The following is a 16,843-nucleotide window of genomic DNA, read 5'->3' on the forward strand; positions in this document are numbered from 1 at the left end:
AAAAAAGACCCGGCAGAGCCGGGTCAAAACCGTGATTAGCCTGATGAGGAGATAACCTGAAGGATCGACTGCCTGAGCCTTCAGCTATCGGCTGACCTCGCGATCAGTTGCGATAATAATAACAATTCTCATTTCTGCGTCAACAGGCTTTCGTAAAAAAATTGTGCGCGCTGCGGTCAGCATCAGACGGCAACGTTGACACGAAGGTGGGTGACTTCCTTGTTCAGCAGGTCGATGCGCCGCGCCATGCTCTCGATGAGGCTGTGCGCGATGCGGGGATTGCTTTGCGTCAGGCCGAGAAACTGCTCCTTCGGAATGACCATGACCGTGCAAGGCTCGCTGGCCACCACCGTTGCGCTACGCCGCTCGCGGGTGAACACCGCCATGGCGCCGAAGATCTCGTCCTTCTGTACGTCGCCGACCTTCTGTCCGTCGACGATCGCGTCGGCATGACCTTCGATGATGATGAATACGTTGTCCGCCTCGTCGCCCTGGCGAATCAGTTCTTCTCCCACGGCAAAATGCTTGAATCCGGTGGATGGCCGGATCTCCGGTTGCTTGAGTCGCGCCAGGGCGTCGCCGAGTAGCGCGGTATGGCCGATCAGATACTGGGTGAACAGCTCCTGGCGATGTGCGTCAGCGTGGATATGCTGAAACGCGGCGTTGCGCGAGTAGGGGATTAGGCTGATCGGCTCGTCAGTGCAATAGCGGCACTCGGGCAGGTCTCCTGCCTGGCGCAAGCCGACCAGATCGCCCTCCTGGAGATAGAACAGTGCCTTGCCGTCGATCTGAGCATGCAGCAGTCCCGTTTCGATGATGAATAGTTGCTGTGCCGGCAGCTCGGCGCAGAGATCGTCGGTGTGCTTGAGTTCAAGATTTGGGCCCGACGGCTGCAAGCCTTCCAGCAGCTGTGAGGGGATTGTTTGCAGACGGTTGATCAGGCGATCGGCGTACGCCGGTTGCTCCCCGAGTAAATACATATCGGTAATCCTTGAACGAACGGGCAGGCGATTGGCAGGGTCACGTCGGCGCACAATAGGGCTTGTGACGTGATCGAGTAAATCTCGCCGAGCAGAGGATGTGAGCCAGCTCTAGTTGTCGCGTTCGTCGGACAGACTTCGGTTGAGTTGTTCCTTCAGCGGCGCGGGCAATTGTTGCCACGGCACGTCGCGCAATGCGCCTTCGATGGCATACAGCAACACCTTGGAGGCACCAAAGCCGCGCGACTTTACCGCGCGATAGGAACTTACCGCGCCGAGCCTTCGCAGATCGGCTGCCGTATGGATGCCCGATGCGTGCAACCACTGCACCGAGGTCTTGCCCAGATTGCGGAGCGAAAGCAGTTCGTCGTGCATGGCGGCATCCTTGCGGTACTAGCGGTTGGGGAAGCCTGTCAGGAAGTGTAGCGGCCAGCGCACGGGTCGCCGCCGATCAGGTGGCCCCCAGGCCGAGGACAGCGCGGCTTCGATCATCGCAACCGGGTCCTGCCCGTGCTGCTTCTGCCATTGTTTGACTGCCGACCAGGTGCGCAGGTAGCCAACCAGGTCGGCGAATTTCCAATGTGCTTCCAGGGAAAACGCTGGGCATTCGATGGGTGCGAAAGGCGCTTGGATATCGCGATAACCGGCATCTACGCTGGCCCGGCCTGCAGGCCAGTAGCCCGCCAGGGTTTCGCCATAGAGCTTCTGGATGAGCGCATCCACCGCGGGCGTCACCTCCAGCAGGCTGTAGCACCACGCGCAGCACAAACCGTGCGGCTTCAGCGCGAGCCGCGCCTGGGCGAAAAAATCCGCTGTGGCGAACCAGTGCAATGCCTGGGCGACCACCAGCAGATCGAGCCGTCCGCTTTGCACGGGCAGGTGTTCGGCGTCGGCGACGAAGCGTTGCACGTCCGGCCAGTCATTCGCTGCGTTCAGCTGTTCGGCACTGGCGTCGCACGCCAGGACACGACGGAAGTAGCGTGTCAGCGGAAAGCTGGCTTGCCCGTTGCCTGCTGCGAGGTCCAGGGCGATGTCGGTCGTCGCGCATTGGTCTGCCAGCCAGGCGAACAGCGCCTCGGGGTAGGTCGGGCGGAAACGCGCGTAGTCATCGGAGCGGCTGGAAAATAGCTGAACGCTTTCGCTGGCCGTCCCGGAGGAACGTATTTCGCTTGTAGGCATATCGGATATCCGCGATTGGATACCGGAGTATAGAAGCACCGCCGCGCTCTGCCGGCGGCGGTGCCTGGCGGTCAGAGCCCGGGCAGATGCTGACGTATGCTCGCGACCAGCTCGTCGAGGCTGCCAGCATCCTGTGTATCCACCCGGCGGCTGTGCAGTCGCTCGCTTTCGCTCAGGGCTTCACGGCTGGCTTGCTGTGCGTGAACCACCTCCATCGTAGCATCGGATGGATCAACACCTTCGGCCTGACGCTGGGCCAGCCATTGGGCGATCACCGCATCGGGTGCCTGGCAGTCGAGGATGAGGAAGGGCACGCCGGTAGTTTCGGCCGCCTGCCAGGCGTCCTGGCGTTGTTGCCGTTTCAGGTACGCCGCGTCGATCACTACCGAGAAACCCGCCTGCAGCGCGGTGGTCGCGAGCTGGTGCAGATGCTGATAGGTCGCATCGCTGGCCTGTTGGCTGTAGATGCCTGTATCGAGCTGGCCTTGCTGTGCTTGAGGCTGCTCTCCGTGCAGTCGCTTGCGTTCAACATCCGAACGCAGGCGGATCGCGCCCAGAGCCTCGACCAGGCGCAGTGCAACGTGGCTTTTGCCCACCGCTGAAACGCCATGGGTGATTGCGAGAAAGCGCGAGGGAATGGCGCTGTAGCTCTCGGCCAGGTTTGCATAGCTGCGGTACTGGCGCACGATCACCTTGCGCTGAACGGCGTCCTGCTCCTGATACAGGCGGAACAGGCTGACCTTGGCGCGCACCAGTGCGCGATAGGCCTTGTACAGATTCAGCAGCGCCAGTGCCGCATAGTCGCCGGTGTGCTCCAGCCAGCCGTTGAGGAAGCGGCGCGCCTGACATTTCAGGTCGCGATCCTCCAGGTCCATGGCGAGAAACGCAGCGTCCGAGGCGATATCGATCAGGCGGAACGGCTCATTGAATTCGATGCAGTCGAACAGGACGACATTGCCATCGATCAGCGTGGCGTTACCCAGGTGGAGGTCGCCGTGACACTCGCGGACAAACCCTTGCTGGCAGCGCTGCTCGAGCAGCGGGCGCAGACGCTGGATGCTGGTTTCCGTCCAGTCCTCGAGTGCGTCCAGCTGGCGCAGGTCCGCCGCCTCGCTGAGCAATGGGCGAATCTGCTCGAAGTTCTGCCGCATCGGCGCAACGATTGCGTCTGCGCTGCTCAGCGTATGACCGGCGGGTACCTGCGGGGTGCTCTGGTGGAAGTGCGCAATCTGCTCGGCCAAGGCGTCGATGTGCGCGTCCGTCAATTCGCCGCGTGCCTGCAATTCGGCCAGCAGCTGAGTTTGCGGAAATTCACGCATCTTCAGGGCATATTCGAAGGGCTCCCCTGTGCCGTCGATCTCGGGCGCATCCGGCGAGCCGCTAATGGGCAGGACTTCCAGATAAAGGTCAGGCGCCATGCGCTGGTTGAGTCGTAGCTCCTCTTCGCAGAAATGCTTGCGCGAGGCGAGATTGGTAAAGTTGAGAAAGCCGAAGTCCACTGGTTTCTTGATTTTGTAAGCGTAGGTGCCGGTGAGGATTACCCAGGAAATATGGGTCTCGATGACCCTGACACCCTCGGTGGGGTGCGGGAACACGGCAGAATTCTGCAGGGCGGCGATCAATGCTTGGCTCACGGTCATTCCTTGTTGAAGTTCTTGAGCGGGGGCGTGCGAGTCCACTGCGAAGCAGTCCACACAGTCGAAAAGTCGCTGGCATTATGGCCGCTGTGCGTTGCGCTGCAAACCGCTGAGAGGCCGTCGGTCCCCTGCTGCAAAGTGCGTATAATGCGCCGCCATGACTAAACCTCGCTCCCCCCGTACACGCTCCAAGCGCCGCTCCGCTGGCGCTCGCCCTTGGTTGGGCTGGGCGGTAAAGCTGTCCATCGTCGGCCTGGTGATCCTGGCCGGTTTCGCTATTTATCTCGATGCCGTGGTGCAAGAGAAATTCTCCGGCAAGCGCTGGACGATCCCAGCCAAGGTCTACGCCCGGCCGCTGGAACTGTTCGTCGGGCAGAAGCTGGACAAGAACGATTTCCTTGCGGAGCTGGATGCGCTGGGCTATCGCCGCGAACGTGCGGTCAGCGGTCCGGGCGGCGCGTCGGTGAGTGGCAACGACATCGAATTGCATACCCGTGGCTTCCAGTTCTACGAAGGTGCCGAGCAGTCGCAACGGCTGCGGGTGCGCTTCTCGGGCGATTTTGTCGCCGGCCTCAGTGCAGGTAATGGCGGCACGCTGCCGGTCGCGCGTCTGGAGCCGGTGCTGATCGGCGGGCTGTACCCGGCGCATAACGAGGATCGGATTCTGATCAAGCTGGATCAGGTGCCGCCCTACCTTGTGGAGACGCTGGTCGCGGTAGAGGACCGGGAGTTCTTCAATCACTTCGGTGTATCGCCTAAATCCATCGCACGTGCCGTGTGGGTCAACCTGACCGCAGGCCAGGTTCGCCAGGGTGGCAGTACCCTGACCCAGCAGCTGGTGAAAAACTTCTATCTGACCAATGAGCGCAGCCTCAATCGCAAGGTCACCGAGGCGATGATGGCAGTGCTGCTGGAGCTGCACTACGACAAGCAGGAGATTCTCGAGGCCTATCTGAACGAGGTTTTCCTTGGTCAGGATGGTCGTCGTGCCGTGCATGGCTTTGGCCTGGCGAGCCAGTACTTCTTTGGTCAGCCGCTGGCGGAACTGAAACTGCCGCAAGTGGCACTTCTGGTTGGCATGGTCAAAGGACCGACCTACTACAATCCGCGCCGCAATCCGGAAAGAGCGCTGGAGCGCCGCAATCTGGTTCTCGACTTGCTGGCCGAGCAACAGGTAGTCAGCGCCGACGATGTGGCCAAGGCCAAGCAGGCGCCGTTGGGTGTGACCCAGCGCGGCAGCATGGCGGACAGCTCCTACCCGGCCTTTCTCGACCTGGTCAAGCGCCAGTTGCGCGAGGACTATCGGGACGAGGACCTCACCGAAGAGGGCCTGCGCGTCTTCACCAGTTTCGATCCGATCCTCCAGCTCAAAGCCGAGCAGGCGATGAGCGAAACGCTCAAACGGCTTGGCAAGAGCACCGAAGGTGTCGAGGGCGCGATGATCGTGACCAATCCCGAGACCGGTGAAATTCAAGCCCTGCTGGGTAGCCGCCAGCCGGGATTCGCCGGATTCAATCGGGCGCTGGACGCCTCGCGGCCGATCGGCTCGCTGATCAAACCGGCGATTTATCTTGCCGCCTTGGAGAAGCCTAGCCAGTACACGCTGACGAGCCTGCTCGAAGATGAACCCTTCTCGGTCAAGGGCGCCGACGGGCAGGTCTGGAAGCCGCAGAACTATGGGCGTCAGGCCTATGGAACGGTCTACCTGTATCAGGCGCTGGCCAATTCCTACAATCTTTCTACCGCGCGACTTGGCCTCGATCTGGGGGTGCCGAACGTGCTGAAGACCCTGGAGCGATTGGGCGCCTCGCCGAAGTGGCCGGCTTACCCGTCGATGCTGCTCGGAGCGGGCGGTTTGCGGCCGATCGAAGTGGCCGACATGTACCAGACCCTGGCCAATGGCGGTTTCAACACGCCGCTGCGCGGCATTCGCAGTGTGCTGACGGCCGATGGCGAGCCGCTTAAGCGTTATCCGTTCCAGATTCAGCAGCGCTTCGATCCGGGTGCGATCTACCTGACCCAGTACGCCATGCAGCGGGCGATGAGCGAGGGCACGGGGCGATCCGCCTACAACCGCCTGCCGCGGTCGCTCAATCTGGCGGGCAAGACGGGGACCACCAATGACTCGCGTGACAGCTGGTTCGCCGGTTTCAGCCAGGATCTGTTGGCGGTGGTATGGCTGGGTCGTGATGACAACGGCAAGACGTCGCTGACCGGCGCGACCGGCGCACTGCAGGTCTGGACCGACTTCATGCGTCGGGCCGATCCGCTGCCTCTGCAGATGCCGGTGCCGGACAACGTAACGTACGCCTGGGTGGATGCACGCAGCGGCCTGGGAACAGACGAACGCTGCCCCGATGCCGTGCAGATGCCCTATATTCGCGGCAGCGAACCGGCTCCTGGGCCTGGCTGCGGCATCCAGGCGCCGGCCGAGTCAGTCATGGATTGGGTGCGTGGCTGGCTGCAGTAATTGCCGGCCTGAATGCATCTCGTGTTTTTCTTGTGGAGAGGTCTGAATTGGTGAACAAGCAGTGGATGGCTGTTGTTACGGCGGTGGTGCTGATCCAGGGCTGCGCCACGGTCGATCGTCGCTCGATCCCTGTGGTGGATTCGGGCGCTCCGGTATCCGAAGAGATGGCTGCTCGCCAGGGCTATCGTGCGCCACCCGCCGCGACGGTTGCGGCACCGCGGCAGCAGCAGGAGGATTCGGGTGTGGTAGTGATGGTGCCGCAAGGCAGCTCCGCACCGCTTGAGACCTTCGCAGCACCCGATGTGCCTTTTACCGGCTCGAGTGGCGCCACCGGTGCAAGCCAGCCCGCCTGGCAGCCGGCTCCGTCGATCTCGGCGCCGGCCACCGCTCCGCAGCCGAGCATGCCCAGCGGCATTCCTCGTGCTGGAAGCGGCCTGGCTGCCGATGAGCAGCTCGATGGCCCGGTGCTCGCGCTGCTTACCACGGCACAGCAACAGCAGGGCGGTGGTGACCTGAACGGCGCGGCCTCCAGCCTCGAACGCGCACAGCGCATTGCGCCACGTGAGCCGCAAGTACTCTATCGTCTCGCTCAGGTTCGATTGGCGCAGGGAGACGCCACTCAGGCCGAACAGCTGTCGCGTCGTGCCCTGAGCTATGCAAGTGGACGCCCAGCCTTGCAAGCGAGCCTCTGGGAGCTGATCGCACAATCGCGGGAGCGTCAGGGTGATAGCGCGGGAGCCGCCCAGGCGCGTGAGCGCGCCAAGGTCAGCCTGTGATGGATCAGCGCCTGCCTGCGGTCGCGCAGCAGCTGCTGTTGATCGAGCGTGAACTGCGGGGGCTGGGGCTTTGGGGGCTCGAGTCTCCGGCTCCGGAGGCGCTGGCCAGTGTCGAGCCGTTCTGCGTGGATACGCTGCGGTTCGAACAGTGGTTGCAGTGGATATTCCTGCCGCGGATGAAAGCCATCGTCGAGGCGGATCTGCCTCTGCCGGCAGCCTCCGGAATCTGTGCGATGGCTGAGGTGGCTTACCGCGAAACGAGAGTGGCGGGGCTACTCGACGCGTTGCGCGACTTCGATGCGCTGATCGAGTCGCCCTAGGCAGCGGCGGGGGCTGGCGCCGCTGGTGGACTTCTGCTCAGTTGCAGTTTTCGGCGATCTTGTCGCGAGTCTCGTTGATTCGCGATTGCCGCTCCTCCTCGGTTAGCCGCCGGGTTTCACCGTTGTCCTCGACGCGCACGCGCGGGTTGTTCTGCAGTTGCGCCAGGTTGGTGCGCATGGTTTCGCAGTAACGCTTGCGTTCGGCCTCCTGCGCGGCGACCTGCTGCTTTACCTTGCGGTCGATGCTGCTCTGGTCAGCTTCAGCCTCGTCCTGCACTGGAGGTTGTGGTGCCGCCGCCGGTTTTGCAGGCGCCGTTACAGTATTGACGGTTTCCACCTGCTGGCCCTGAGGCGGTTGTGCACCGAAATGCGTAACCCCTTGAGCGTCCACCCATTTGTAGACCTGGGCGGCCATGACGTTGCCGCAAAGCGCCAGTAGCAAGCCGCCCGCAAGAAACCTGAATCGCATGCTGTTACCTTCGTTGGAATCGGAGACCGGTGATCACTATACCCAAAAGCCGGCGCGCCGCTTCTGCACCCTGTCACAGCTCAACGTTGCTCAAACACAACGGCGAGCTTGACTTGCTGGTGCCGAATCCGAACAATTCGAAGCTTGCTGTCCTGAGTCGCCTCGCCGCAAGCGATACCGGCTCAGTCTAGACAGACATGAGGTGCTACCCGCGCCGACCTGCATCACCCGCAACGCGTTACCTCGCGCTGGGTGGAGAGCCCGCGACACCAGGGTCTCTTCCAATACTGGCTCAGTCAGTGGCTGACGTAGTCGGCGACCACCGTCGCTCATGCCCTGCTGGCAGTAAACCTATTTCTGGCGGCTCCGACTTGGAATCGCTATCTGGCGTTTCAGAGGTGAACAACGTGGAACTCTTATCCGGCGCTGAAATGGTCGTCCGCTCCCTGCGTGACGAAGGCGTTAAGTACATCTACGGGTACCCGGGCGGTGCCGTTCTGCATATTTACGATGCGCTTTTCAAGGAAAAGGCCATCGAACACATCCTGGTTCGTCACGAGCAAGCCGCCACGCACATGGCCGATGGCTATGCGCGCGCGACCGGCAAGGCTGGCGTCGTACTGGTGACATCCGGACCAGGGGCGACCAACGCCATCACCGGTATCGCCACCGCTTTCATGGACTCGATCCCGATGGTAGTCATCTCCGGTCAGGTGCCCAGCACCATGGTCGGCACCGATGCCTTCCAGGAAACCGACATGATCGGTATCTCCCGACCCATCGTGAAGCACAGCTTCATGATCAAGCATCCTTCGGAAATTCCCGAAGTGATGAAGAAGGCGTTCTATCTCGCCGAATCCGGGCGTCCAGGGCCGGTTGTCATCGACATTCCGAAGGACATGACCAACCCGGCCGAGAAGTTCGAGTACGTCTATCCGAAGAAGGCCAAGCTGCGTTCGTACAGCCCGGCCGTGCGTGGGCATTCGGGCCAGATCCGCAAAGCGGCGGAACTGCTGCTGGGAGCCAAGCGGCCGATCATCTACGCCGGTGGCGGCGTGATCCTGGGCAAGGCCTCGGCGCAACTGACCGAGCTGGCGAAGATGCTCAACCTGCCGGTGACCAACACCCTGATGGGCCTGGGTTGCTATCCGGGCGGTGACCGCCAGTTCGTCGGCATGCTCGGCATGCACGGCAGTTACACCGCCAACCTGGCGATGCATCACTCCGATGTGATCCTGGCGGTCGGTGCCCGCTTCGATGACCGCGTGATCAATGGTGCGAGCAAGTTCTGCCCGAACGCCAAGATCATCCATATCGATATCGACCCGGCGTCCATCTCCAAGACCATCAAAGCTGACATCCCGATCGTCGGTCCTGTCGACAGCGTGCTCACCGAGATGGTCGCCATCGTCAAGGAAATCGGCCAGGCGCCGAATGCCGAGACCGTGGCCAGCTGGTGGAAGCAGATCGACGAGTGGCGCGGCAATGGCCGGCTGTTCCCCTACAACGAGGGCGATGGCTCGATCATCAAGCCGCAGGCAGCTATCGAGGTGCTCTGCGAGGTCACCAAGGGTGAGGCCTATGTCGCGTCCGACGTCGGTCAGCATCAGATGTTTGCCTGCCAGTACTACAAGTTCGACAAGCCCAACCGCTGGCTCAACTCGGGCGGCCTCGGCACCATGGGCTTCGGCCTGCCGGCAGCCATGGGCGTGAAGCTGAACTTCCCGGAAGCCGATGTCGCTGTGGTGACGGGTGAAGGCAGCATCCAGATGAACATTCAGGAGCTTTCCACCTGCCTGCAGTACGACCTGCCGGTGAAGATCATCAATCTCAACAACGGTGCGCTGGGCATGGTCCGCCAGTGGCAGGACATGGTGTACAACAGTCGCTACTCGCACTCCTACATGGAGTCGCTGCCGGACTTCGTCAAGCTGGCCGAGGCCTATGGTCACGTCGGTATGCGCATCACCGACCTCAAGGACCTCAAGCCGATGATGGAAGAGGCGTTCGCCATGAAAGATCGCCTGGTCTTCCTGGATATCGCTGTCGATACCGCCGAGCACGTCTATCCGATGCAGATCAAAGACGGTGCAATGCGCGACATGTGGCTGAGCAAGACGGAGCGGACCTGATCATGAGACACATCATCTCCCTGCTGATGGAAAACGAACCGGGTGCGCTGTCTCGTGTGGTCGGTCTGTTTTCGCAACGCAACTACAACATCGAAAGCCTCACCGTTGCCCCGACCGAAGACCCGACCCTGTCGCGTCTGACGCTGACCACGGTAGGGCATGAGGAGGTGATCGAGCAGATCACCAAAAACCTCAACAAGCTGGTTGAAGTCGTCAAGCTGGTGGACCTGTCGGAGAGCGCTCACATCGAGCGTGAACTGATGCTTATCAAGGTCAAGGCCACTGGCGCCCAGCGTGCCGAGGTCAAGCGCACCACCGATATCTTCCGTGGGCAGATCGTCGACGTGACTACCAGCGTCTATACGATTCAGCTCGCCGGAACCAGTGACAAGCTGGACAGTTTTATTCAGGCCGTGGGCACTGCTTCGATCCTGGAAGTTGTGCGCAGCGGTGTCACCGGGATTTCCCGCGGTGACAAAGTACTGAGTATCTAACGGCTGTAGGGCGTGTCGCCTCTCCAGTCAGTACCGTTTTATCGATGGCCCACGAGGCCGGCAACAGGGGTAATTCATGAAGGTTTCTTACGATAAAGACTGCGACCTCTCCATCATTCAGGGCAAGAAGGTCGCCATCATCGGTTACGGTTCCCAAGGGCACGCGCATGCGTGCAACCTGAAGGATTCCGGCGTTGACGTAACTGTTGGTCTGCGTCCGGGCTCGTCCTCGATCGCCAAGGCAGAGGCCCATGGTCTGAAAGTCAGTGATGTGCCGGCCGCTGTAGCTGCCGCCGATCTGGTGATGATCCTCACGCCTGACGAATTCCAGGGCCGCCTGTACAAGGACGAGATCGAGCCGAACCTGAAGCAGGGCGCGACCCTGGCTTTCGCTCATGGCTTCTCGATCCACTACAACCAGGTTGTACCGCGCGGTGATCTAGACGTCATCATGATCGCCCCCAAGGCTCCGGGTCACACCGTGCGCTCCGAGTTCGTCAAAGGCGGCGGTATCCCCGACCTGATCGCGATCTACCAGGACGCTTCCGGCAATGCCCGTAACGTCGCTCTGTCCTACGCTTGCGGCGTCGGCGGCGGCCGTACCGGCATCATCGAAACCACCTTCAAGGACGAAACCGAAACCGATCTGTTCGGCGAGCAGGCTGTTCTGTGTGGCGGTTGCGTTGAGCTGGTCAAGGCTGGTTTCGAAACCCTGGTCGAAGCTGGTTACGCGCCGGAAATGGCCTACTTCGAGTGCCTGCACGAACTGAAGCTGATCGTCGATCTGATGTTCGAAGGCGGCATCGCCAACATGAACTACTCGATCTCCAACAACGCCGAGTATGGCGAGTATGTGACCGGTCCTGAAGTCATTAACGCCGAGTCCCGCGCCGCCATGCGTAATGCCCTGAAGCGCATTCAGGACGGTGAGTACGCCAAGATGTTCATCACCGAAGGCGCTGCCAACTATCCGTCCATGACTGCCTACCGTCGCAACAACGCGGCGCACGGTATCGAAGTAGTCGGCGAGAAGCTGCGCGCCATGATGCCTTGGATCGCAGCCAACAAGATCGTGGACAAGAGCAAGAACTGATCGTTCTCCTGCTCACGAAAACGCGGCTTCGGCCGCGTTTTTTCGTTCTGCCAGCCTGGCTTCTGGTATAAATCGCGGGTTTGGCCAGGCTGAACCGCAGGTCCATCGACCTGGTCGAAATCTATCCGTACCTGTTGTAGAAGGTGAATGCGCATGAGTGGACAACCCGAAGAGCCGAACAAGCCAGTCGAGCCAGAGAGCATTCTGCCGATCGACGAGCATGTCGAGGAAATCCAGGAACCCGATGGCCGCAAGGTACGCCACCGCGGCATTTACCTGCTGCCGAACCTGTTCACCACTGCCAACCTGTTCGCAGGGTTCTTTTCGATCATCACGGCTATCAACGGCAACTTTTATGTGGCCGCTGCGACGGTCTTCGTTGCCATGGTGCTCGATAGCCTGGACGGGCGCGTGGCTCGCCTGACCAATACGCAAAGCGCCTTCGGTGCCGAGTACGACTCGCTCTCGGATATGGTGGCCTTCGGGTTGGCGCCGGCGGTGTTGGCTTATGAGTGGGCATTGTCCGAGTTGGGCAACGTCGGTCTCACGGTTGCCTTCATCTATGTCGCCTGTGCAGCGCTGCGACTGGCCCGTTTCAATACTCAGATCGGCAAGGTGGACAAGCGTTGGTTCATCGGCCTGGCAAGTCCGGCTGCGGCGGGTGTGGTCGCTGGTTGGGTTTGGGCCGTTTGGGCGCTGGATGAGGTCGGCATTCGTGGCGTCGATCTGCCGCTGGTGCTGGTCATGCTGTTTGCGCTGATGGTTGCTGCTGCGGGTCTGCTCATGGTCAGCAACATCAAATACTACAGCTTCAAGGACCTCGATCTGAAAGGCCGCGTTCCGTTCGTTGCCATTCTGGTAGTCGTGCTCGTGTTTGCCGTCGTGTTCAGTGACCCACCGCGTATTCTCCTGCTGATATTCCTTGCGTATGCGGTTTCCGGCCCTGTGCAATACCTGATGCAGCTGCGTCGGCGCAAACGCGTCGAGGGTTGATTTTGACTCCGGCTGCGCGTATTGCTCCATCGGGATCATACGCGGAGCTTCTCCATGCTCATCAAGTTTCCCGCCTCCGGCGAATGCCGCGAGTCTGACGTAACGCCCGAGGCGGCTTATCTGAGCCGCCGTCAGGTGCTCCGTGGCGCCATGCTCTCCGGCGCTATGGTCGGTCTGCCTTCTCTGGCGAATGCTGCTGCGCGCTATTCTGGCGTCACCGCTGAGCCCGCTTCAGCCTGGTTCACTGGCAAACTTGCGAACGCCCGTTGGCAAGCTGTCGTAGCGGAGGGCGAACCCATCACGCCTTATGCGGATGCCACGTCGTACAACAACTTCTACGAGTTCGGCCCCGACAAGGGCGATCCGGCGCGCCATGCTTCAGCGCTAAAGGTCGAGCCTTGGACCGTGCTGATGGATGGTGAGGTTGAGCGGCCCGGGCGTTACTCACTCGAAGATTTGTGTTCGGAGGCTCAGCTGGAAGAGCGCATTTATCGACTGCGCTGCGTGGAAGCCTGGTCGATGGTCATTCCTTGGCTGGGCTTTCCACTGGCAGACCTTGTGAGAAGAGTCCAGCCGCATTCATCCGCCAAGTTCATTCGTTTCGAAACGGCATACCGGCCCGAGGAAATGCGCGGCACTCGCTCCGGCTTTGCGCTGATCGACTGGCCCTATGTCGAAGGCCTGCGAATGGATGAGGCCATGCACCCGCTGACGTTATTGGCCGTCGGTATGTATGGCCGCACGCTGCCTAACCAGAACGGTGCGCCGTTGCGGCTGGTGGTTCCTTGGAAATATGGGTTCAAGAGCATCAAGTCGATTGTGCGCATCAGTTTCGTACGTGAACAGCCGGCGACGACCTGGCAATCGATGGCGCCGGAGGAGTACGGCTTCTATGCGAACGTGAATCCCAAGGTATCCCATCCTCGCTGGTCACAAGCCCGCGAGCGTCGGCTGCCTGGTAGTCTTTTCAACGCAAATGTTCAAGAGACGCTGCTGTTCAACGGCTATGCCGAGCAGGTCGCAGGCTTATACAGCTCGATGGACCTGGGTAAGGATTACTGATGCGCTACCGCTGGTGGCGGTTGGCCGTCTTCGTGTCAGCTTTGAGTGTGCCGCTGTACTGGCTGTATCTGGCCTGGCAGTTCGCTCTCGGGCCGGATCCTGGGAAAGTGCTGGTTGATAACCTGGGGCAGGGTGCGCTGGTGCTGTTGCTGTTGACTCTTTCGATGACGCCTCTGCAGCGGCTGACAGGTTGGGGTGGCTGGCTGGCGGCCCGCCGTCAGCTTGGACTCTGGTGTTTTACCTATGGGCTCCTACATCTAGCCAGCTATCTCTACTTCCTGCTCGGGGGTGAATTATCGCGCCTAGGCGGGGAGCTACTAGAGCGGCCTTATATACTCGTAGGAGCGTTGGGCTTCTCTGGTTTGGCAGCCCTGGCAATGACATCCTCCAAGTGGAGCATGCGTCGTCTTGGGAAACGCTGGAAAGCGTTGCATCGGCTGATCTACCCCATTGTGATCATCGTGCTACTGCACATGCTGTGGGTTGTTAGGTCGGACTCCGCACGCTGGTTTCTTTATGCCGGTATCGCAGCTGTGTTGCTGCTGCTGCGCGTTCCTGTGATGGCTACCGCTCTTGCTTCGGTACGAGGCAGAATGAAGGCCCGAACAAAACTGAAATAAACGGTTGACGTTAGTTTTCAGGCTCCTATAATGCGCACCACTTCCGGCGCAGTTCTTAAGCAAAACTTCTTGTAAATCAAAAGGTTAGCGAAATAAAAGGGTTGCACGGATGGCGGATTCGAGTAGAATGCGCCGGGCTGGCAGGGTGGCGGTTGAGTCCTGTTGGTGGCTTCGGTCAGGTTGATCGGAGGCGGTTGAAAGAGGTGGTTGACAGCGGTTTTGAACGCTGTATGATTCGCCTCCCGCTGACGAGAGATGAGAGTTGATCGAAAGCGCAAGCGGTTGAGAAGAAACGAAAAATTCTTCAAAAACAGCTTGACAGGTAACAAGGCTGCTGTAGAATGCGCGGCCTCGGTTGAGACGAAAGACTTGATCGAAACGCTCTTTAACAACTGAATCAAGCAATTCGTGTGGGTGCTTGTGAATGTAAGACTGATGGTCAGATAGATTATCAGCATCACAAAGCAACACTCGTTTATTCGAGAGTTACTCTTTACTTGTAAAGAGATTTGCGATTGCTGAGCCAAGTTTAGGGTTTTCTCAAAACCCAAGCAGTATTGAACTGAAGAGTTTGATCATGGCTCAGATTGAACGCTGGCGGCAGGCCTAACACATGCAAGTCGAGCGGATGAAGAGAGCTTGCTCTCTGATTCAGCGGCGGACGGGTGAGTAATGCCTAGGAATCTGCCTGGTAGTGGGGGACAACGTTTCGAAAGGAACGCTAATACCGCATACGTCCTACGGGAGAAAGCAGGGGACCTTCGGGCCTTGCGCTATCAGATGAGCCTAGGTCGGATTAGCTAGTTGGTGAGGTAAAGGCTCACCAAGGCGACGATCCGTAACTGGTCTGAGAGGATGATCAGTCACACTGGAACTGAGACACGGTCCAGACTCCTACGGGAGGCAGCAGTGGGGAATATTGGACAATGGGCGAAAGCCTGATCCAGCCATGCCGCGTGTGTGAAGAAGGTCTTCGGATTGTAAAGCACTTTAAGTTGGGAGGAAGGGCAGTAAGTTAATACCTTGCTGTTTTGACGTTACCGACAGAATAAGCACCGGCTAACTTCGTGCCAGCAGCCGCGGTAATACGAAGGGTGCAAGCGTTAATCGGAATTACTGGGCGTAAAGCGCGCGTAGGTGGTTCGTTAAGTTGGATGTGAAAGCCCCGGGCTCAACCTGGGAACTGCATCCAAAACTGGCGAGCTAGAGTATGGCAGAGGGTGGTGGAATTTCCTGTGTAGCGGTGAAATGCGTAGATATAGGAAGGAACACCAGTGGCGAAGGCGACCACCTGGGCTAATACTGACACTGAGGTGCGAAAGCGTGGGGAGCAAACAGGATTAGATACCCTGGTAGTCCACGCCGTAAACGATGTCGACTAGCCGTTGGGATCCTTGAGATCTTAGTGGCGCAGCTAACGCATTAAGTCGACCGCCTGGGGAGTACGGCCGCAAGGTTAAAACTCAAATGAATTGACGGGGGCCCGCACAAGCGGTGGAGCATGTGGTTTAATTCGAAGCAACGCGAAGAACCTTACCAGGCCTTGACATGCAGAGAACTTTCCAGAGATGGATTGGTGCCTTCGGGAACTCTGACACAGGTGCTGCATGGCTGTCGTCAGCTCGTGTCGTGAGATGTTGGGTTAAGTCCCGTAACGAGCGCAACCCTTGTCCTTAGTTACCAGCACGTTAAGGTGGGCACTCTAAGGAGACTGCCGGTGACAAACCGGAGGAAGGTGGGATGACGTCAAGTCATCATGGCCCTTACGGCCTGGGCTACACACGTGCTACAATGGTCGGTACAAAGGGTTGCCAAGCCGCGAGGTGGAGCTAATCCCATAAAACCGATCGTAGTCCGGATCGCAGTCTGCAACTCGACTGCGTGAAGTCGGAATCGCTAGTAATCGTGAATCAGAATGTCACGGTGAATACGTTCCCGGGCCTTGTACACACCGCCCGTCACACCATGGGAGTGGGTTGCTCCAGAAGTAGCTAGTCTAACCTTCGGGGGGACGGTTACCACGGAGTGATTCATGACTGGGGTGAAGTCGTAACAAGGTAGCCGTAGGGGAACCTGCGGCTGGATCACCTCCTTAATCGAAGACTTCAGCTTCTTCATAAGCTCCCACACGAATTGCTTGATTCACTAGCGAAAAGCGATTGGGTTTCGACCCGAGAGAGACGATTGGGTCTGTAGCTCAGTTGGTTAGAGCGCACCCCTGATAAGGGTGAGGTCGGCAGTTCGAATCTGCCCAGACCCACCAATTGTCATGGGATGTGGCCGATCTGTAGATGGGGGCCATAGCTCAGCTGGGAGAGCGCCTGCTTTGCACGCAGGAGGTCAGGAGTTCGATCCTCCTTGGCTCCACCATTAACTCGATAATCGCTGAAAGCTCAGAAATGAGTGCTGCTTGCGCATCTGATGATGGGTGAGGGTATTGATTTCTGGTCTTTGCGCCAGAACTGTTCTTTAAAAATTTGGGTATGTGATAGAAGTAGATTTGAGTGATCACTTTCACTGGTGGTTATTCAAGTCAAGGTAAAATTTGCGTGTTCTCTATGCAAATTTTCGGCGAATGTCGTCTTCACGTTATAGACAGTAACCAGATTGCTTGGGGT

At 59.4% G+C, this 16,843-nt stretch carries 15 protein-coding genes, 2 tRNA genes and 1 rRNA gene; 12 read left to right on the plus strand and 6 right to left on the minus strand.

Annotation, left to right across the window (positions count from 1 at the left end; all coding sequences use genetic code 11):
- Positions 1–182: 182 nt before the first annotated feature.
- The 4 genes from PSEST_RS04995 to PSEST_RS05010 all read right to left on the minus strand — a co-directional run bounded on the left by PSEST_RS04995 (position 183) and on the right by PSEST_RS05010 (position 3,793).
- Positions 183–980, minus strand: coding sequence for a Crp/Fnr family transcriptional regulator (locus tag PSEST_RS04995; protein WP_015275927.1), 798 nt, complete (start codon positions 978–980; stop codon positions 183–185).
- Positions 981–1,091: 111 nt separating this feature from the next.
- Positions 1,092–1,355, minus strand: coding sequence for a TfoX/Sxy family protein (locus PSEST_RS05000; protein ID WP_015275928.1), 264 nt, complete (start codon positions 1,353–1,355; stop codon positions 1,092–1,094).
- 18 nt (positions 1,356–1,373) lie between these two features.
- Positions 1,374–2,159 carry a class I SAM-dependent methyltransferase gene (locus PSEST_RS05005; protein WP_015275929.1) on the minus strand — a complete coding sequence of 262 codons (786 nt, stop codon included), beginning with the start codon at positions 2,157–2,159 and terminating at the stop codon, positions 1,374–1,376.
- 71 nt (positions 2,160–2,230) lie between these two features.
- Positions 2,231–3,793 (minus strand): AAA family ATPase, encoded by a 1,563-nt coding sequence (locus PSEST_RS05010; protein WP_015275930.1) that lies wholly within the window; start codon positions 3,791–3,793, stop codon positions 2,231–2,233.
- A gap of 160 nt (positions 3,794–3,953) precedes the next feature.
- Here PSEST_RS05010 and mrcB point away from each other — a divergent pair, with 160 nt between their 5' ends.
- The 3 genes from mrcB to PSEST_RS05025 all read left to right on the plus strand — a co-directional run bounded on the left by mrcB (position 3,954) and on the right by PSEST_RS05025 (position 7,362).
- Positions 3,954–6,266: a penicillin-binding protein 1B gene (gene mrcB, locus PSEST_RS05015; protein WP_015275931.1), complete on the plus strand. Its 2,313-nt coding sequence runs from the start codon at positions 3,954–3,956 to the stop codon at positions 6,264–6,266.
- 65 nt (positions 6,267–6,331) lie between these two features.
- Positions 6,332–7,042: a tetratricopeptide repeat protein gene (locus PSEST_RS05020; RefSeq protein WP_041756917.1), complete on the plus strand. Its 711-nt coding sequence runs from the start codon at positions 6,332–6,334 to the stop codon at positions 7,040–7,042.
- Entirely contained in the window at positions 7,042–7,362 is a 321-nt protein-coding gene (locus PSEST_RS05025; RefSeq protein ID WP_015275933.1) for a YqcC family protein, read from the plus strand. Before PSEST_RS05020 ends, PSEST_RS05025 begins: the two co-directional genes overlap by 1 nt.
- A 37-nt stretch (positions 7,363–7,399) precedes the next feature.
- On the opposite strand, the gene PSEST_RS05030 is transcribed toward PSEST_RS05025, so the two are convergent.
- Positions 7,400–7,831: a DUF4124 domain-containing protein gene (locus PSEST_RS05030; RefSeq protein ID WP_015275934.1), complete on the minus strand. Its 432-nt coding sequence runs from the start codon at positions 7,829–7,831 to the stop codon at positions 7,400–7,402.
- A gap of 407 nt (positions 7,832–8,238) precedes the next feature.
- Here PSEST_RS05030 and PSEST_RS05035 point away from each other — a divergent pair, with 407 nt between their 5' ends.
- The 6 genes from PSEST_RS05035 to msrQ all read left to right on the plus strand — a co-directional run bounded on the left by PSEST_RS05035 (position 8,239) and on the right by msrQ (position 14,225).
- Positions 8,239–9,963, plus strand: coding sequence for an acetolactate synthase 3 large subunit (locus PSEST_RS05035; RefSeq protein WP_015275935.1), 1,725 nt, complete (start codon positions 8,239–8,241; stop codon positions 9,961–9,963).
- Positions 9,964–9,965: 2 nt separating this feature from the next.
- Positions 9,966–10,457, plus strand: coding sequence for an acetolactate synthase small subunit (gene ilvN, locus PSEST_RS05040; RefSeq protein WP_003279875.1), 492 nt, complete (start codon positions 9,966–9,968; stop codon positions 10,455–10,457).
- A 76-nt stretch (positions 10,458–10,533) separates the two neighbouring features.
- Entirely contained in the window at positions 10,534–11,550 is a 1,017-nt protein-coding gene (gene ilvC / locus PSEST_RS05045) for a ketol-acid reductoisomerase (RefSeq protein WP_015275936.1), read from the plus strand.
- Between the two features lie 153 nt (positions 11,551–11,703).
- Positions 11,704–12,543 carry a CDP-diacylglycerol--serine O-phosphatidyltransferase gene (gene pssA / locus PSEST_RS05050; RefSeq protein WP_015275937.1) on the plus strand — a complete coding sequence of 280 codons (840 nt, stop codon included), beginning with the start codon at positions 11,704–11,706 and terminating at the stop codon, positions 12,541–12,543.
- Between the two features lie 54 nt (positions 12,544–12,597).
- Entirely contained in the window at positions 12,598–13,605 is a 1,008-nt protein-coding gene (gene msrP, locus PSEST_RS05055) for a protein-methionine-sulfoxide reductase catalytic subunit MsrP (protein WP_015275938.1), read from the plus strand.
- Positions 13,605–14,225 (plus strand): protein-methionine-sulfoxide reductase heme-binding subunit MsrQ, encoded by a 621-nt coding sequence (gene msrQ / locus PSEST_RS05060; RefSeq protein WP_015275939.1) that lies wholly within the window; start codon positions 13,605–13,607, stop codon positions 14,223–14,225. The genes msrP and msrQ overlap by 1 nt, the downstream gene beginning before the upstream one ends.
- A 17-nt stretch (positions 14,226–14,242) precedes the next feature.
- Here the strand turns inward: msrQ and PSEST_RS05065 are convergent, their stop codons facing one another.
- On the minus strand, positions 14,243–14,683 hold the full coding sequence (locus PSEST_RS05065) for a hypothetical protein (protein WP_015275940.1): 441 nt from the start codon (positions 14,681–14,683) through the stop codon (positions 14,243–14,245).
- A 101-nt stretch (positions 14,684–14,784) separates the two neighbouring features.
- Between PSEST_RS05065 and PSEST_RS05070 the strand changes: the two genes are divergently transcribed.
- The 3 genes from PSEST_RS05070 (at position 14,785) to PSEST_RS05080 (ending at position 16,595) form a co-directional block, all read left to right on the plus strand.
- Positions 14,785–16,320, plus strand: a 16S ribosomal RNA gene (locus PSEST_RS05070).
- A 91-nt stretch (positions 16,321–16,411) separates the two neighbouring features.
- Positions 16,412–16,488 (plus strand) — tRNA-Ile (locus PSEST_RS05075).
- A 31-nt stretch (positions 16,489–16,519) separates the two neighbouring features.
- Positions 16,520–16,595: transfer RNA gene (locus PSEST_RS05080), tRNA-Ala, on the plus strand.
- The last annotated feature ends 248 nt before the right edge of the window (positions 16,596–16,843 follow it).

This window comes from Stutzerimonas stutzeri RCH2 (assembly GCF_000327065.1).
GTDB lineage: Bacteria > Pseudomonadota > Gammaproteobacteria > Pseudomonadales > Pseudomonadaceae > Stutzerimonas > Stutzerimonas stutzeri_AE.

Excerpts from the sequence above, each read along its gene's own strand:
- PSEST_RS04995 (WP_015275927.1), bottom strand. The coding sequence starts at position 980 with ATGTATTTACTCGGGGAGCAACCGGCGTACGCCGATCGCCTGATCAAC.
- PSEST_RS05000 (WP_015275928.1), bottom strand. The coding sequence starts at position 1,355 with ATGCACGACGAACTGCTTTCGCTCCGCAATCTGGGCAAGACCTCGGTG.
- PSEST_RS05005 (WP_015275929.1), bottom strand. The coding sequence starts at position 2,159 with ATGCCTACAAGCGAAATACGTTCCTCCGGGACGGCCAGCGAAAGCGTT.
- mrcB (WP_015275931.1), top strand. The coding sequence starts at position 3,954 with ATGACTAAACCTCGCTCCCCCCGTACACGCTCCAAGCGCCGCTCCGCT.
- PSEST_RS05020 (WP_041756917.1), top strand. The coding sequence starts at position 6,332 with ATGGCTGTTGTTACGGCGGTGGTGCTGATCCAGGGCTGCGCCACGGTC.
- PSEST_RS05025 (WP_015275933.1), top strand. The coding sequence starts at position 7,042 with ATGGATCAGCGCCTGCCTGCGGTCGCGCAGCAGCTGCTGTTGATCGAG.
- PSEST_RS05030 (WP_015275934.1), bottom strand. The coding sequence starts at position 7,831 with ATGCGATTCAGGTTTCTTGCGGGCGGCTTGCTACTGGCGCTTTGCGGC.
- ilvN (WP_003279875.1), top strand. The coding sequence starts at position 9,966 with ATGAGACACATCATCTCCCTGCTGATGGAAAACGAACCGGGTGCGCTG.
- ilvC (WP_015275936.1), top strand. The coding sequence starts at position 10,534 with ATGAAGGTTTCTTACGATAAAGACTGCGACCTCTCCATCATTCAGGGC.
- pssA (WP_015275937.1), top strand. The coding sequence starts at position 11,704 with ATGAGTGGACAACCCGAAGAGCCGAACAAGCCAGTCGAGCCAGAGAGC.
- msrP (WP_015275938.1), top strand. The coding sequence starts at position 12,598 with ATGCTCATCAAGTTTCCCGCCTCCGGCGAATGCCGCGAGTCTGACGTA.
- msrQ (WP_015275939.1), top strand. The coding sequence starts at position 13,605 with ATGCGCTACCGCTGGTGGCGGTTGGCCGTCTTCGTGTCAGCTTTGAGT.
- PSEST_RS05065 (WP_015275940.1), bottom strand. The coding sequence starts at position 14,683 with ATGCTGATAATCTATCTGACCATCAGTCTTACATTCACAAGCACCCAC.